Here is a 15,776-nt window from a genome sequence, read left to right as displayed (position 1 = left end):
GAGTTCCTGCAACCATCGCCTTTGCTGTAATCGTGCTTGAGCTTCGCTCTTCCCAAGGCCCCAAAAGGATCAAAGGGTGATTCATACTGGCATGAATCTTGATGCTTCCCATAACGCGACGCGTTTTAAAATGCTCTTTGAAAGAGCTTGTTTGGAGCGTGAATGAGCTAAGGTTCGAAACCCGCCTGCAGTGCAGCTGTTCGAGGAATGACTAATGCTAAAAGAAGCCAATAATCTCAGACGTTTGGATAGGTGTCAGGGTACGCTGCAAGAGTTCTCAGTTCGTGGCACCGGCCAGGCAGAAATCGAAATGGTGAGACTGTCCAGGGCGATGATTGCTGATGATCAGCCGCTTTTTCGTGACGCCATTCGGGATGTTATTTTTGAATTTCCGGGTTGCCAGCAGGTCGTCGAGGCATCCAGTTTGAAAGATGCCATGGAAATCGTGAAAAAAAATGATGGCCTCAACCTTGCGTTCCTCGATCTTGACATGCCGGAAATGCAAGGGTTGGGAGGGCTGGTCAGCTTGAATGAGATAGCTCCCTCTATGCCTATTATAGTTATGTCAGTCAGAGTAAGTAGGCACATAGCAGCGCAGGCGATCAGTCGCGGAGCTATGGGGTTCATAGCAAAATCTGCATCACGAGATGAGATTGTCGACGCCATCCGACAGGTTTTGGTTGGCAAGATTTGTATCTGTGTAGGTTCTGGCGTTATCGAACGTGGAAGAGGTCGTGCACCTGATCGTTCGGGGCCAGAGGCAGCGGTCGATCCAGACCAGTTTCAATCTTTGACGAGGCGGCAACTGTTGGTTTTGGAGCGAATGACTTATGGCGAATCCAACAAACAGATTGCGTACAACCTGCATATAGCCGAAACGACAGTTAAGGCTCATGTTTCGGCTATCCTGCGTAAGCTTAACGTTCAGAACCGAGTGCAAGCGATTCTCGCAGCGAGTTGTTTGGACCTCGTTTCTCAAATGCGCAATTAGTAAAGCTCTTGATAATTCAGTAGGTGAGAGGTTAAGGCAAGCGCCACAAGGTGTCAGCTCGGGTTGCCTTGTGAGCCTGCAATCGGTTCGCGGCTATTCGCCCCAGAGAAGTATCAATCACGCTCGGCAGTATCGTCGAAACCTAGTCGATTTAAGCTCCACTTTACGTTTTCCCTCGGTCACGGGTTTGTGGTCGTTCTCCTCATTCTCTTCCTTGAAACAGACTGTCGCATCAGCTGCGTCGATATGGCCTGAAATAACGGTTAGAGCAGAAAGAAATCAATTTTAAATCCAATAAAAACATGCAGTTGTTGGTGTGGCATGTTGCTTGCGTTGATCGAGCGTAACACTGGAAATCGATTCAAAAACAAGAGATATGTCGGACAAGTTTCTCCAGTGGGAGTTCGCTTGAGGCGTGCCTGAAGCGAGAAAGAGCTTAAGTTGAGGAGATAACAAATGAAATTCATACGGTCCAGCCTAAGCCTAACGGCGTTCATGGCAGCTACGTTTCTTTCAATTACGCCATTGCATGCTTCAGATAGGAATATTACGGATAAGGAATTGTCCGATGAGTCAAACACATCTGATTGGCTAGCCTATGGGCGAACGCATTCCGAACAGAGGTTCAGCCCGCTTGCGGATATCAATGTAAGCAATGTTAGCCAGCTCAAGCCTGAGTGGTATGCGCCTTTACCGGACAAATCCGACATCGTTGGGACACCATTGGTTGTGGATGGTGTTATGTATTATGTCGGGGAAATGAACAGGGTGCGTGCGTTCGATGCTCGTACCGGAAAGATGCTTTGGGAATATGATCCGGAGGTTGCCAAAGAGATCGCCGAGAATGATATGAAGAAGGTGTTTTGGAAGCATAATCGTGGCCTTTCGACATATGGAGACAAGTTGTTTCTTGCTACATGGGACGGGCGTCTAATTGCGATTACCAGAAAGGATGGCAAGGAGGTTTGGCAAACCAGAACGTTTGAACATGGTCAGCCGCTGAATATTACAGGTCACCCTAAAGCGTTTGATGGCAAAGTGTTTGTCGGGAATGGGGGCACAGAACTTGGTCCGACTCGTGGCTATGTGACCGCATATGATACAGAGACTGGTGAACAGGTATGGCGTTTTTACATCGTTCCCGGCAATCCCGCTGATGGATTTGAGGATGCAACTCAGGAAATGGCCGCGAAAACCTGGAGCGGCCGTTGGTGGGAGAATGGCGGTGGCGGTAACGCTTGGCATGGCTGGACTTACGATGCGAAATATAACCAGCTAATCTTCGGTACAGGTAATGGTGGGCCATGGAATATTAAAGTTCGAAGTCCAGAGGGTGGTAGTAATTTGTTCCTATCCTCTGTCGTAGCTGTTGATGCGGATACGGGCGAATATAGATGGCACGTCCAAACCGCGCCAGGCGACACTTGGGACTATAACTCGAACATGGATCTTGTACTGGCCAACCTGGAGATCGATGGCAGGGATGTCGATGCTGTACTGCATGCCCCGAAGAACGGCTTTTTCTATACGATTGATCGATCAGACGGCAGGGTCCTGTCTGCTGAAAAATTCGCTGACGCCAACTGGTCAACCAAGTTCGACCTGGAAGAGCAGCGTCATATTGTTGCTGACGGTGCGAGGTACCCTGATGGTGAGAAGAATATCTATCCCTCAGCATTCGGTGCCCACTCTTGGCATGCGATGTCTTATAACCCCAACCTTAATCTTGCCTTCATCCCAACGAACCATTTAGGCAACACTTTTAAGGATGACGGCAAAAACACTAGGCCGGGTCATAAAATGGAAAGCCACAAACTGTATATGGGCCTTACCGGTTGGGAATTAACCAAAGATCCACATGAGTCCCGTGGCTCTCTGCAGGCTTGGGATCCTGTTGCAAATAAGCGCGTATGGCAAGTGAACCAGAAGAGTCCCTGGGGCGGCGGAACCTTGACTACGGCGGGTAATTTGGTTTTCCAAGGTCTGCCTGACGGCACGTTTAAAGCTTATGATGCTCGCACTGGCGATGTTCTGTGGACTTATGACGTAGGTCTTGGAATCTCTGCGCCCCCAATTACGTACGAGTTAGATGGTAAGCAGATGATTTCCCTCCTGGTTGGTCCAGGTGGTGCATTGGCATCCAACTTCGGTGGACCAGGTGAGCTCGGTTTTGAGGGACATGGGTGGAAATATGGTGAGCATGAGCGCCGTATCATGACGTTTTCTCTTGACGGTACTGCAGTTGTCCCCGAACAGCCGGAACCCCAGCTCGCCAAGCCGGTTTTCGATGAGGCGTTTGAGATTGATCCCAAGAAAGCGGAGGCAGGCGCTGGTGTCTTTGCCGGAAACGCGTGCATCGCTTGTCATGGCGTTGGAGCGGTTGCAGGCATCAAAGCACCGGATCTGAGAGAATCGCCGATACTGTTCGAAGGTAATGAGCAAGCATTCGACAGTATTGTGCGTGGTGGCGCGTTGCTGGCCAACGGTATGCCTGAGTACCCTGATTTGACAGATGAAGAGCTAGAGAGCATTCGTCATTACATACGTCGGCAAGCACACGATGGCGTGAAGCCTGGAGGCGGGCATTGAGCTAACAAATCATCAGGACGTCAAACTAATTACTCGAATTGATAATACTGAAAAGCAAAATAGCTTAGGATAAATAAAAAAGCCTGAGTCCAAGTGAATAAAACAAATGTTCTAAACAATGTTTTAATCACTTTGGATTCAGGCTTTCTTGGATCTCGTAAAAACTGAATTCACTCATATCTGCTCAAAACCAGCAGTAGCATCATTTAAGCAGGATGACCCTGACCCGGCATTGGTCCACTCAGAGTTGGAAAAATCCGGCTCCTGTTGGTGTTTTTTTCGCCGAGAAACCGCATGTTTTCTGGCGTGATCCGAGGGGGACAGGTCTGTTGGCGTAAATGCCTATTCGAACTTTGTCTCTGGGGCCATGTGAATGGGGGTGACGCCCGGGAAGACGAAACCATTCAGTCCACCCTCCTTAAAATCATTGAGCGGGCGGATGCCAAAACGGTGACTGAGGTCAGCGGTATTTCCATTCTCAGTGAAACGTGATTACAGACAGGCCCGGACGTCGTCTCCAAGGGCAATGTCACCCGCTTGAACCACCCGTGTCGTGATTCCTCCGTGCCCTCGCATGGCGTTGTAACCGCCGGGCCCCAGTGACGTTTCCATTTTGCTGCAGGGGTGGCAAAGGCCAGTGTATTCCAGCACCACATTGCCGATTCGGAATTGCTTACCCTTCAGGGCCAGCAGGTTCAGGCCGGATACCACAATGTTGCGCCGGAAAACCTCGGGTGCGATGGCCTTACGTTGAAGGCAGGACGCAATGGCGTGCAGGTGTTCCTGCTGGATCAGGGTTACCTGCCGTTTGCTGGTTTCGCGACCCTTGAATCGGTCGCCCTCCAGGCCCTTGCCAGGGGTTATCGCCACGCTGTCGAGTGCCTGCATTGGCTCACCGCGTGCCGGGCGGATTCCAATCCATTCCACGCGACCGCATTGCGGGAGGGTGTTTAGCAGGGTTTGAAGTGGGGTTGGTTCAGACATCGGCGCTCGCTCGTGCACAGAGGCGAAACAGCTCCGCCTTTCCATTTTCAGGAAGGTATCAAAAAATAGAAGAAAACCCATTCTTTTGATGAGGCGTAAGCGTATCGTTTTGGTCAGCGCGTTTATTTGAGGAGTAGGTATGTTTCGCATTCACGTCGAGAGAGTTGTTGGAAAGGATATCGACACGGTCTTTGAGGCCATCGCAGACCATGCCAGCTATGATCGGTTCCCAGGGGTTAGCAGGTCTGTGCTGATTGAAGAGGGAAACGACGAGAAAAATGGGACCGGTGCGCTCCGGGTTATCGGAGCCGGCCGGCTTGAGCTGACTGAACGTATTACCCGGTTTGAGAGGCCAAACCGGATGCACTATCACATTGAAAAATCGAGCCCGTTCTCCGTTCAGCACACGAAGGGGGAGATTGTTTTAACGCCCGAGGGTGAACAGACGCGTGTGACCTGGATTTCTGAGGGAGCTGTGCAGGTGCCCTTGCTTGGTCGGATTATGGATAGGATGGCTGAACGCAGCTTTTCGAAAGCCTTTAGCTCCCTCCTAAAGTCGATTGAGAAGATTTAGATCACCCTTCATGGGGGGCTGGTGGCTGTCTATGTAGCCAATCGTCCGGAACTAAACTCGCAGTGAACTTATCTATGAGTTTTAATCGTAAGATCAGTTGTAATCGCACATTGCGAGGAGCTTCTTATGCGTAGGTTTGTTTCGGTAAGGGCTGTACTGCTTTTTCTATCACTGGTGCTTACACCGATGCTCGCCCAGGCGAAGCCGGTTTGGATTGATGTTCGTACGGAAGCGGAGCACAGGCAGAATCACATTGATGGAGACCCTCTCATTCCCCACCAGAACATTGTCGCGCGGGTTAGCGAACGGTTTCCGGACAAAGATATGGAGATTAACCTTTACTGCCGAAGTGGAAACAGAGCTGGCAAAGCGAAGTCTGCTCTGGAAAGTGCGGGCTACACCAATGTGAACAACATTGGCAGCGTTGCCGAGGCACGTGAGGCGCGTAATCTCTAATTGATGGGAAACCGCGAAACTCGGAACAGGTCTATTTTTCGGGGCTCTTGATATAGAAAACGTTTTTATCCCGTACGCTTATCTCGAAGAGTTCACTGGCCCGGATGAGATCGCTCAGTTTCTTATACCCGTAGTTCACAGGGGAGAAGGAGCTGTTATTGGAAATGTACTGGCCAACCTTGCCCAGATGGGCCCAACCGTCGTCGTCAGCCGTTTGTTCCACCGCAGTGCGCAGAGTCCTCACCAGCACGGTGTCGCCCCTCAGTTTGTTCCGCCCCCACTTGGTTTCCACAGCTGGTTTGGGTGTGCCGCCGTTGTTGACGCTGTCGGGTTCCTCGGTGTCTTCTCGCAGGTTCTCCGTGTAGATAAACTGAGAACAGGCATTGACGAAGGGCATGGGAGTTTTGCGCTCGCCGAAGCCAAAGACTGGTAGGCCAGCCTCAAGAATTCGCATGACCAAGGGGGTAAAGTCGGAATCACTGGTCATGAGGGCAAAGGCATCGACGTTTCCGCTGTAGAGCAGATCCATGGCGTCAATGATCATTGAGGCATCGGTAGCGTTCTTGCCGGTTGTATAGGCAAACTGCTGAACGGGCCTGATGGCGTTGGCGTGGAGCTTTTCAATCCAGCCACCCAGTTGCGGACCGTTCCAGTTTCCGTGGGCATGGCGCACGTTCACTGCACCATACTTGGCAAGCTCCTGAAGTACGCCCTCGATGGATTGATGGCTGACGTTGTCACAGTCGATGAGTAGAGCAATTTTGTAGTTGCTGTTCATTGTCTTTGAGCTGTCCCTGTCTCAGATGGCGGGTTCCTATGTTAGCAGTAAAAAGCTGGACAGATTTGAATTCCACCTTATGACATTCCCGGGAGAACCGGAACGGATCGAACAATTGGTCCGTCCCGGTTTCGACAATGGACCGTTACTGAACGTCGTAAACCTCAATAATGGTCTTGGCCAGCTCCAGGTCGTTCTCATTGGCCAGAGCAAGCTGGTTTAGTGCCCGGACGGTTGTTGCTTTCTCCGAGGCATCGACACCCAGTAGTTGCACGATGGTGTCGACCTTTTCACCACCGCCGCTCGCCAGTTGGTGGCGAAACTCTCCGCTGAACGCGATGATGATTTCCTTGATCTGTCGCGGTTTGGAGGTTGAGATTCCCGTCGGGGTGTCAGGCTTCAGAGTGACGAAGTACTGGTCAGGGGAGAACTCGTGAATGGCGCCGGAAACGCCATCGGTGGTGGAACCCAGCAGGCCGCCAATCACGATGTTCCCGAAGAACCATGGGTTGGTTGTAGTGGAAAGCTGAGCGGTGTAGGTCTCGTAGCCTTCCTTTTCAAAGGTAATAGACTGGTTAGAGCCGCGGTCCACCGGAACTGTCAGCGGCGTTTTACCCAGCACGCGGCCGGAAACTGTAACGGTGGCTTCTTCAGGTTCGCTGTTGAATGTGAGTTTCTGGTCGGTTCCGGAGACCACCGATGCGCAACCGGTAGACAGAAACGCGGTGGCGGCCAGAATAATTAGTAGCGGGTATTTCATGGTGCTTCCTTTCAATGGAGCTGAGTTCCAGCAGGGTTATTGCGTGAGGGACACATCACCGGGTTGGATCTGCAGTTCGGAAAGTTTGTCGAGCAGACCCTGGATGTTGGCTTTTCCGGAGCCTTCGTTGGCCAGCCTCAGGCGCTTGATGGCAGCGAAGGCATCGCCGATGGTGGCGGTGTAGGGGGCGACAACCGTTTCGTTCAGGATTACAGTGCCGTTGTTTTCACGGTCGGTGAGGATGTACCTCACGTGGGTGGTTACCTCGAAGTCCAGCCCGAACATGGGTTGGTCAACTTCCAGCAGGAGCGCTTCGAGCTGATAGCGGCCGGAGCCTGCGAGCAGACCTTGTTTCTGAAGGGTTTGTTTCAGGGCGCCTGCGAAGGCGTCGTTGTCGATTTCGGAGGTCCATGCGGGGTTCGTTTCTTCACCGCCTGATACGTCGGTGACATCCACATTGTCCTGCAGGGCTGTGTCATAGGCCTTCATTGGCCCTTCATACACCATGTTGCCCATTTTGGCGCCGGAAGCGCAGCCGGTGAGGTACAGTAGAGCAGCCAGCACTGCCAGGATCCTTGCATTTCGCACAGTAGATTCCTTCTTACTTAATTGATTATTTTGGTTTATTTCCCGCCGTTAAGCCGGAGCCTACGGCGGCGCGCTATGGTAGCTGAGCGTTGGTGAGCTTGCTATGAACTGAGTGGGTAACCGAAGTAAAATCTCGTGAAATCGCATTGAGGGGACTGGCAGGATGCGAAATTTGGGCGGCAGGCGTTGGAGATTAAACCGGGCATGCTAATCAGGATTCAACGGAACAAAAAATCTGCTCGAAGTAGCACTCGTGGGGCGTTGATGAAAGCGCCGTGGGTGAGAAGTGAGCGGGAAGGTTTATTTCCCCGGAAGACTTCGTAGTATTTCTTTAATCTCCCTTTTTGAATTTTGCTTTGCAATTGCCGCTCATGCACATGGTGCAGTAGTGCTCACGGTCCTCGTGTTTCGTGCCCTCTGCGATCGTGATGCCGCACCCGTTGCAGAGCAGTACGGCAACGTCTCCTTTTACTTCTACAACTGCGTGTTCGTAGTTCATAAAAAACTCCGGTCTGGGCTTTTCTCGTCATTCCAGAACTTTCGGCCAGTTTGCGTTGGCTTGCCGAATGAAACCGTCAGTGTCCTTCAGCCATCGGTCCTGAACAGACTGGTTGTAGTTTAAATACAGTCGGCCGTCCCGAATGGCCCAGTGTTGTGGATCTCCCTTCGCAAGATAGCCCTGGGCGACGGCCCAGGCGCAGTAGCCGCCATAAGCGGGTACAAAGCGTTCAGGGCTGGCTTCAAAACGTGCCTGGTTTTCTGCGTTCGCAAATCGCCAGGTCACGCCCTGATAGTCTGCAGTGTAGTCGCGCAAGCCTTTGGTTGGTTTTCCGGTCTCAAAATAACTGACTGTGTCGTAGCCGCCGGCTCCGGTATTGCTTAGCAGACCCGTGTACACGGCAGGCTCGGAAGCCCAGGCGCCGGCAGTGAAGAATAGGGCGAAGATGATGAATAGCAGTTGTCTTTTCATGTCGGTTTCTCCTTTGTCTATAGACACGGGCGAGGTGGATTTGTTTCAAGCGCCACCGGTAAAGCCGGAGGTGGTGACCAGGGCAAGGCATTGAAACCGGTAGGGCTCGTTCGGCCGTGAAGGTTTTGTGACCTCTCCTTTACCGACTCTTGATCGGGCCGTGACGTCCACGTAAGCGGTACTGTTTATTCTGCATTCTCACACTGACGGCCTTCAGGCAGGGGCCGGGCAGTGTCGAATAGAAAATATTCCACAAAGGAGAATGCACAATGAAAACCCTGACAGCCACTATTCTGGCTCTTGGCACCACCCTGGCCTTGATGTCCCCGGCCCATGCGGACGACATGGATAAAGACAAAAAGGGGATGGACGAGACGATGATGCATGACGATATGAAAGATGACGGCATGGCAAAAGATTCCATGAAGGCCGACACCATGGATGACGGGATGAAGACCGAAAGCATGAAGACCGAAAGCATGATGGATGAGGGGATGAAGAAGGAAGATATGGACAAAGACACCATGAAAAAGGATGGAATGTCCGACGGGGATCAAACGTCAATGTAGTAGACGCGATTCCATAGAATCAGCACGTTATGAGACTGAGGATGTCGCAAATCCTATCAAGGATGCCATCTTAGTGCAGGTTGCGCCTCCATCGCCTTGACTGGGTCTTGGTCTTTCGCTCGATGATGACTTCCCTGTTCCAATAAAAAAGGCAGCCCGAGGGCTGCCTTTTTTGATCACGTATTGGCTGTTATTTACAGGCCAATAACGTTCTCTGCCTGCGGGCCTTTCTGGCCCTGGGTCACGGTGAACTCAACTTCCTGGCCTTCGGCCAGAGTTTTGAAACCGCCACCCTGAATATTGCTGTAATGAACAAAGACGTCTGCGCCGCCTTCACGAGTGATAAAACCAAAACCTTTTGCTTCGTTGAAGAACTTAACGTTGCCGGTAATTGTAGACATAAAGAATTATCCTGAAATTAATCAATAAGGTGCCGCTAAAGGATCGTTGTGATCTTTAATCAGCGATATGCGGGAAACAAAAAAACGTGCAGGATCAAAAACAGGACAAAAGGTGTGGCAACACAAGAGGTCTTATTCGTGAAATGCTTTGCTAAATCTTTCCAACGAGAAAGACAGTACGCTAATTAAAGGGCCCTGCATAGCAAAGTTTTTAAATATTAATAAAAGACCATAGGTTTTCTTTAATCTGCGTGCCTTTGTATACCGCGGGATTTGAAGTGGGGGTTTTCAGGCATGGGCCACTGCCTGCACGCAGCGGCGAAAGAGCTCTGTTGAGAAGAAGTGATGCTCGCCTGGCTGGTCCGCGACGAAGAGCTGGCCACCAGAACCGTAGATGCCGCCCTCAATCATAAGGTTGTCGCTCATTTCGAAATCCTCAATGGTATGGCCGAGCTTGTCCATGTCGGTGCCGCCTGCCCGTTCCCGGTAGTACCGGTTATTCAGGGTAAACCCGAAGGCGGGCTTGCCCTGTCCGATCATATAGCCGACTTCGAAGACCGTACCAGGGTCGGCACTGATGCCACGAAAGGGCGTCAGGTTGGCGATGATGGCATCGCAGCTGTCCATAAGTTTGCGATTGGCCCTGTAGATCCGATGGCCGCGCCTGAATTTCGACTCGTTGTCGGACGAACTCAGCTCGGTGTCCAGCGGGTCTATGCCTATCAAACCATGTCCCAGTAGCAGACGCTTTTTCTCGGCCACGATGGCCTGGTGTTCTTCAGCCGGGAAGAAGACTTCCGGGCCGGCGAGATAGATTCGTTTTGGCTTTTCCATGGGGACCACTTACAACTGATAGAACCGCCGGATAGCATCCAGCAACCGGTCGACATCCTGGCGGTTTACATCCAGATGCGTCACGAAGCGAATGGGGTCTCCCGCTGTGATCTGGATGCCCTGGCCAGCCAGGTAGTCCCGCAGTTGCGCCGCTTTGTCTGACCGGCAGCGTGCGTAGACGATGTTGGTCTGGGTGCTGGCGGGGTTTATCTCCAGCTGCGGGATGTCGGCCAGGCCGGCGCTCAGGTACTCGGCGTTCTCGTGATCTTCAATCAGGCGCTGCGGCCCTTTTTCCAGCGCGATTCGCCCGGCAGCGGCCAGTATGCCGGCCTGGCGCATGCCACCACCCACCATTTTACGAAGCCGTGTTGCCCGCTCGATAAAGGCTTTGGAACCCAGCAGAAGCGAACCGACAGGCGCGCCCAGCCCTTTTGAGAGGCACACGCTGACCGAATCATAGTGTCTGGTGATTTCGGTAACGTCGCAGTTGGATTTCACTGCGGCATTGAACACACGGGCGCCATCCAGATGCAGCAGCAGGCCGTGGTTGTCGCAAAAAGCCCGGGCCTGGCGCTGGTAGTCCAGCGACAACACTTTGCCACCGATGGTGTTTTCCAGGGAGAGTAGGCGAGTAGGGGCGAAATGGAAATCGTCGGGTTTTATGGCGGCTTTGGCATTCTCAAGATTGATGCTGCCGTCCGGCTCGTTCTCGATGGGTTGCGGTTGAACGCTGCCAAGCACAGCGGCACCACCACCTTCGTAACGATAGTTATGTGCCGACTGGCCACAGAGGTATTCCTCGCCCCGGCCACAGTGGCTCATGATCGCCAGCAGGTTGGCCTGGGTGCCAGTGGCGGTAAACAGCGCGGATTCGAAGCCCAGCCGTTCGGCGGCGTACGCCTGCAGGCTGTTAATGGTAGGGTCATCACCGTATACGTCGTCTCCCACCTCGGCGCTGGCCATGGCTTCACGCATTTCAGGGGTAGGGCGGGTTACTGTGTCGCTGCGGAAGTCGATCATGTTTACATCGTGCTCACCTGCATCGATGGCTGCTTTGGAATCAATCATCTTTTATAGCCCTGGAGAAAATCTGGTTCCAGCTTATCGGGAAATCGGAGCAGATCAATTTTTTAGTGCGGGTTTAGTGCAAAACCGGGACAGGTTTATTTTCTGTTCGGTCTCGGCTCATTTTGGACGGATCTGGCATGCAGCACTGGTTAGCATGTACTAATCTGAACGTGGGCCTGACAATGACTGCTGCTCATGTTAGAGATTTGTGATTGGTGAAAAGGATTCGCTAATGCTCAGCTACGTCGCTCTGTTCCTGTTGATTTTCGTGGTTTTAGTGCTGTTTTATGGCGTCATTGCCATCCACGACATTCCCTACGAAATTGCCAAACACCGTGATCATCCCCATCAGGATGCTATTCATGTGGCAGGCTGGGTCAGCTTGTTCACCCTGCATGCTATATGGCCGTTCCTGTGGATCTGGGCAACGATTTATCGGCCTGATCGTGGGTGGGGAATTAGACGGCCAGAGGAGGCGCAACGGGCGGATGAAACCCTGTTGAACGAGCTGAATGAAAAACTGGCGGAGCAAGCCCGGCGTTTGGAAATCCTCGAGCAGAAGCAGGGAGGGGAGTAACTTATGGACCTCCTTCTACTTCTGACCTATGCCGCTATCTGCATCGCTATCTTCAAGGTTTTTCGAGTTCCTCTCAATAAATGGACGGTGCCTACCGCCGTGCTCGGTGGCGTGGTTCTGGTCGGCACACTGGTGCTGTTAATGAACTACAACCACCCGTTTACCCACAAGGCAAGGCAGGTTTTTGTGGTGACTCCTATCGTGCCGGAGATTAAAGCCAGGGTGGTTGATGTTCCGGTATCGCCAAACACACCCCTTCAGCAGGGGGAGCCCATGATCGTCCTGGACGACACTCGGGTCATGGCCCGTATCCGCCAGCTGGAAGCCCAACTGGCAGATACAGGCCAGGGTGTGGCCTCTAATGTTGCCAGTGTCTCCGAGGCCCGTGCCAGAGTGGCTCAGGTGACAGCGATAAGGGACCAGGCGTTGCAAACCCTGCGCCGTTACGAAGGGGCGGCCTCCGCTTTCAGTCAACAGCAGATCGACACCCAGCGTCAAAGGGTGGCGGCCAGCAATGCAGATCTCGATGCGGCCAGGGCGGCATTGGAAAGAGCGGAGGCGCAGCTGAGTGGCTCGGTGGATGGCCAGGATCCGGCAGTGGCGGCCATTGAGGCTCAGCTAGAGGAAGCTCGTTTTGATCTCGAGAACACCATTCTGCGGGCACCAACGGATGGCTTCGTGACTCAGTTGGCGGTTAGGCCGGGAATGATGGCGGTGCCGTTCCCGCTCAGGCCAGTGGCCAACTTTGTAAATGAAGAGGAGCGCCGTTTCGTGGCTGCTTTTCGCCAGCAATCACTGTTGCGCCTGAAGCCGGGGTACGAGGCAGAGCTGACCTTCACCGCGTTGCCCGGCGAGGTTTTTCCAGCGCGGGTGGTTGAGGTACTTCCTGCCGTCGCGGAAGCACAGCTTGCTGCGGGGCAACAGTTAATCGGTGGCGAAGCGTTCCGGAGAATGGACAATGAGACGCTGGTTGTCCTGGAAATGGAGGATGCCAGCGCGATCGAGGATCTACCTCTTGGCGTCAGCGCCCAAGTGGCGGTGTATTCCGATCACATGCACCATGTGGCGATCATGCGCAAGATCCTTCTCAGGATGTTGAGCTGGCAGCACTACCTTTACCTGGACCATTGATCCTTACGCCTTCAACGCGCCGCCTTCTGATCAGTATCTTATGCAGTTTATGGGGTCATGGAGGATAGGGAGTGCCGGGTACGGGAAGTAGGGGCGCCCTTGTGCTGGAGGGTTAGGCGAGGCGCTTACGCGAGCGCCGTTCTCGCTTTCTGCGCCAGCAGGTAATAGCACCGTTATTTGTTAGTATGGCTGCACTATTATCCTGAGAACGACCAAGCCCGCCAGAATGAATGCTCCTTTCAAACTCCGGCCATACCAGCAAGAAGCGGTTGATGCCACGCTGAATCATTTCAGAAAGTCCGATGAGTCCGCTGTTATCGTGCTGCCAACCGGTGCTGGCAAAAGTCTGGTTATTGCCGAGTTGGCGCGCCTTGCCAAGCGGAAAATCCTGGTGCTGACCCACGTAAAGGAGCTGGTGGAGCAGAATCACGCCAAGTACCAGAGTTACGGGTTAACCGGCGGAATCTTCTCCGCCGGGCTGAAGCGGAAGGAAAGCCGCCACCAGGTAACCTTTGCCAGTGTGCAGTCGGTGTCGGCGAATCTGGACCAGTTCCGGGATGAATATTCGCTGGTCATTATTGATGAGTGTCATCGGGTGAGCGGAGAGGAAACCAGTCAATACCAGCGGATCATTGAGTTGCTGCGGCAGCAGAACGACGCCCTCAAGGTGCTCGGGCTAACCGCCACCCCCTACCGTTTGGCCATGGGCTGGATCTATCGCTATCACTACCGGGGCTTTGTCCGGGGTGAGGATGACAAGCCCTTTCAGCACTGCATTTACGAGCTGCCGCTGAGTTACATGATCAACCGGGGGTATCTCACCCGGCCGGAGCTGGTGAACGCGGCGGTGGCGCAATACGATTTCTCAGCGCTGCCCCAGGACCGCTTTGGCGAATACGCCGAGAAGGACGTAAACGAGCTGCTGAGCAAACACAAGCGTGTGACCCGCGCCATCGTTGAGCAGGTGATGGAGCTGGCTGCCGAACGTCAGGGCGTGATGATCTTTGCGGCGACGGTAGACCATGCGAGGGAGATCACCGGATATCTGCCGGATCACCAGACCGCCCTGATAACCGGCGCGACCGATCTGAAGGATCGGGACTTGTTGATTGAGCGCTTCAAGCAGCGCGAGCTGAAATATCTGGTGAATGTGTCCGTGTTGACCACGGGCTTTGATGCGCCCCATGTGGACTTCATCGCCATTCTTCGGCCCACCCAGTCGGTGAGCCTGTATCAGCAGATTGTGGGGCGCGGGCTTCGTTTGAACGAGGGCAAGCAGGATTGCCTGGTGATCGATTACGCCGGCAACCATGTGAATCTGCATCATCCGGAAGTGGGGGAGCCAAAACCGAATCCCGACAGTGAGCCGGTGCAGGTGTTTTGCCCGGGCTGTGGGTTTGCCAATATCTTCTGGGGCAAAGCCGATGGTGACGGCCGTGTGATTGAGCACTACGGCCGACGGTGTCAGGGGCTGCTGGAGCCAGCGATAGGGGATGACTCTGCAAAGCTTCAAGGGCGCCCGCAACAGTGTGATTACCGTTTCCGTTTCAAGGAGTGCCCGCACTGCGGAGCCGAGAATGATATCGCAGCCCGCAACTGCCATCAGTGCCAGAAAGCCATTATCGACCCGGATGATCAACTCCGGGATGCGTTGAAACTCAAGGATGCCATGGTAATCCGCTGCGCCGGGATATCGCTGGTTGCTGATGGAAGCAAACTGAGGATCACCTATCACGGTGAGGATGGGGAGGAACTCAGCGAGTCGTTTGATTTCAGCAAACCGGGCCAGCGCACTGTGTTTAACAAGCTGTTCGGGCGTCGTTTTGCCAATAGCCAGGCTCCGAGAGTGTTCAGCTCAGCGGATGAGGTGTTTGAATTGCAGACCCTGTTGCCGGCACCGGATTTCGTGATTGCTCGAAAGCAGAAGCATTATTGGCAGGTGCAGGAGCGGGTTTTTGATTATCAGGGGAGTTTCCGTAAGGCGTATTAAGTGTAGGGCTTCATGGAACTCGCCAAGAGGTGCGCCAGTAATATCGTGAAAACCCATATTGGGTAAAAAATCACCCAATATGGGTAGCGTCCGGAGTGATGGGCCATCATCCGAACGCAGGCTGCTGAGGCTTACTGCCAGCAACCCGCTTCATCCACGCCATGTCCAGTGGCACCAAAACGTTCAGGGCGAACAGCACCCAGCCCAGGGGCTGCAAGCTCTCTGCAAACCAGACCATCAGGGCGGCGGCCAGCAGGCTCCAGGCAACATCGGCAGCAATCATCACGTTCAGGTACCTCTCCTGCCACCGTTCATTGATGGCCATGGCGGCCATATCCACGCACCAAAGTAGCATCACGATGCCGACCACCAGGTAGAAAGTTGCACTGGGGCCACCGGCCCATTGGGCAATCGGCTCAGCGGCCAGAATGAGAGCCAACGCCAGGGGTGTGGAGACGAAGACATCGCTCAGAAGGATTTGCTTCACGCTGAATCGACGGATTAAGTTTTTCATGG

18 protein-coding genes are annotated in these 15,776 nt (G+C 53.3%); 8 read left to right on the top strand and 10 right to left on the bottom strand.

All coding sequences use genetic code 11. The features are described 5' to 3' along the window. The first annotated feature begins 214 nt into the window (after positions 1-214). Together ACO06L_RS08815 and ACO06L_RS08810 are read left to right on the top strand one after the other, a co-directional pair. Positions 215-991, top strand: a complete 777-nt coding sequence (locus ACO06L_RS08815) for a response regulator (protein WP_413816181.1) — start codon at positions 215-217, stop codon at positions 989-991. 456 nt (positions 992-1,447) lie between these two features. Then, positions 1,448-3,580: a PQQ-dependent dehydrogenase, methanol/ethanol family gene (locus ACO06L_RS08810; protein WP_202348274.1), complete on the top strand. Its 2,133-nt coding sequence runs from the start codon at positions 1,448-1,450 to the stop codon at positions 3,578-3,580. 492 nt (positions 3,581-4,072) lie between these two features. Here ACO06L_RS08810 and ACO06L_RS08805 read toward each other — a convergent pair whose 3' ends face one another. Beyond that, a complete protein-coding gene (locus ACO06L_RS08805) occupies positions 4,073-4,564 on the bottom strand; it encodes an MOSC domain-containing protein (RefSeq protein ID WP_202348275.1) in 492 nt (163 codons plus the stop codon). 139 nt (positions 4,565-4,703) lie between these two features. On the opposite strand from ACO06L_RS08805, the gene ACO06L_RS08800 reads away from it, so the two are divergent. Both ACO06L_RS08800 and ACO06L_RS08795 read left to right on the top strand, forming a co-directional pair. Further along, positions 4,704-5,138: an SRPBCC family protein gene (locus tag ACO06L_RS08800; RefSeq protein WP_202348276.1), complete on the top strand. Its 435-nt coding sequence runs from the start codon at positions 4,704-4,706 to the stop codon at positions 5,136-5,138. A 126-nt stretch (positions 5,139-5,264) separates the two neighbouring features. Then, positions 5,265-5,594, top strand: coding sequence for a rhodanese-like domain-containing protein (locus ACO06L_RS08795; RefSeq protein ID WP_202348277.1), 330 nt, complete (start codon positions 5,265-5,267; stop codon positions 5,592-5,594). 31 nt (positions 5,595-5,625) lie between these two features. On the opposite strand, the gene ACO06L_RS08790 is transcribed toward ACO06L_RS08795, so the two are convergent. The 5 genes from ACO06L_RS08790 to ACO06L_RS08770 all read right to left on the bottom strand — a co-directional run bounded on the left by ACO06L_RS08790 (position 5,626) and on the right by ACO06L_RS08770 (position 8,690). Further along, the gene (locus tag ACO06L_RS08790; RefSeq protein WP_202348278.1) at positions 5,626-6,372 is read right to left on the bottom strand and encodes an NYN domain-containing protein; all 747 of its coding nucleotides are present in this window, start codon (positions 6,370-6,372) and stop codon (positions 5,626-5,628) included. Between the two features lie 145 nt (positions 6,373-6,517). Continuing rightward, positions 6,518-7,132 (bottom strand): PEGA domain-containing protein, encoded by a 615-nt coding sequence (locus ACO06L_RS08785; RefSeq protein ID WP_202348279.1) that lies wholly within the window; start codon positions 7,130-7,132, stop codon positions 6,518-6,520. A 36-nt stretch (positions 7,133-7,168) separates the two neighbouring features. Next, a complete protein-coding gene (locus tag ACO06L_RS08780; protein ID WP_320407648.1) occupies positions 7,169-7,720 on the bottom strand; it encodes a hypothetical protein in 552 nt (183 codons plus the stop codon). 331 nt (positions 7,721-8,051) lie between these two features. Then, on the bottom strand, positions 8,052-8,219 hold the full coding sequence (locus tag ACO06L_RS08775) for a hypothetical protein (RefSeq protein ID WP_162841248.1): 168 nt from the start codon (positions 8,217-8,219) through the stop codon (positions 8,052-8,054). A gap of 27 nt (positions 8,220-8,246) precedes the next feature. Beyond that, positions 8,247-8,690, bottom strand: coding sequence for a YHS domain-containing (seleno)protein (locus ACO06L_RS08770; protein WP_202348280.1), 444 nt, complete (start codon positions 8,688-8,690; stop codon positions 8,247-8,249). A 269-nt stretch (positions 8,691-8,959) separates the two neighbouring features. Between ACO06L_RS08770 and ACO06L_RS08765 the strand changes: the two genes are divergently transcribed. Beyond that, positions 8,960-9,259: a hypothetical protein gene (locus ACO06L_RS08765; RefSeq protein ID WP_202348281.1), complete on the top strand. Its 300-nt coding sequence runs from the start codon at positions 8,960-8,962 to the stop codon at positions 9,257-9,259. A 194-nt stretch (positions 9,260-9,453) separates the two neighbouring features. Here ACO06L_RS08765 and ACO06L_RS08760 read toward each other — a convergent pair whose 3' ends face one another. From ACO06L_RS08760 to ltaE, 3 genes are all read right to left on the bottom strand, one after another. Beyond that, positions 9,454-9,660, bottom strand: a complete 207-nt coding sequence (locus ACO06L_RS08760) for a cold-shock protein (protein ID WP_008172483.1) — start codon at positions 9,658-9,660, stop codon at positions 9,454-9,456. A 288-nt stretch (positions 9,661-9,948) separates the two neighbouring features. Beyond that, positions 9,949-10,494 (bottom strand): nucleoside 2-deoxyribosyltransferase, encoded by a 546-nt coding sequence (locus ACO06L_RS08755; RefSeq protein WP_202348282.1) that lies wholly within the window; start codon positions 10,492-10,494, stop codon positions 9,949-9,951. A 9-nt stretch (positions 10,495-10,503) separates the two neighbouring features. Beyond that, entirely contained in the window at positions 10,504-11,514 is a 1,011-nt protein-coding gene (gene ltaE, locus ACO06L_RS08750; RefSeq protein WP_202348351.1) for a low-specificity L-threonine aldolase, read from the bottom strand. Positions 11,515-11,794: 280 nt separating this feature from the next. Here ltaE and ACO06L_RS08745 point away from each other — a divergent pair, with 280 nt between their 5' ends. The 3 genes from ACO06L_RS08745 to ACO06L_RS08735 all read left to right on the top strand — a co-directional run bounded on the left by ACO06L_RS08745 (position 11,795) and on the right by ACO06L_RS08735 (position 15,260). Next, positions 11,795-12,139 carry a DUF3302 domain-containing protein gene (locus ACO06L_RS08745; protein ID WP_064227746.1) on the top strand — a complete coding sequence of 115 codons (345 nt, stop codon included), beginning with the start codon at positions 11,795-11,797 and terminating at the stop codon, positions 12,137-12,139. Positions 12,140-12,142: 3 nt separating this feature from the next. Continuing rightward, positions 12,143-13,270, top strand: coding sequence for an HlyD family secretion protein (locus ACO06L_RS08740; RefSeq protein ID WP_064227747.1), 1,128 nt, complete (start codon positions 12,143-12,145; stop codon positions 13,268-13,270). Positions 13,271-13,496: 226 nt separating this feature from the next. Beyond that, complete coding sequence (locus tag ACO06L_RS08735; protein ID WP_421845564.1) at positions 13,497-15,260, top strand: DEAD/DEAH box helicase family protein; 1,764 nt, start codon at positions 13,497-13,499, stop codon at positions 15,258-15,260. A 106-nt stretch (positions 15,261-15,366) separates the two neighbouring features. Here ACO06L_RS08735 and ACO06L_RS08730 read toward each other — a convergent pair whose 3' ends face one another. Then, a complete protein-coding gene (locus ACO06L_RS08730; RefSeq protein ID WP_064227749.1) occupies positions 15,367-15,774 on the bottom strand; it encodes a hypothetical protein in 408 nt (135 codons plus the stop codon). Between the last annotated feature and the right edge of the window lie 2 nt (positions 15,775-15,776).

It is taken from the genome of Marinobacter sp. (assembly GCF_965229985.1).
Taxonomy (GTDB): Bacteria; Pseudomonadota; Gammaproteobacteria; order Pseudomonadales; family Oleiphilaceae; genus Marinobacter.
The sequence above is the reverse complement of the archived record's forward strand: the minus strand, read 5'-3'. Positions and strand labels throughout refer to the sequence as shown.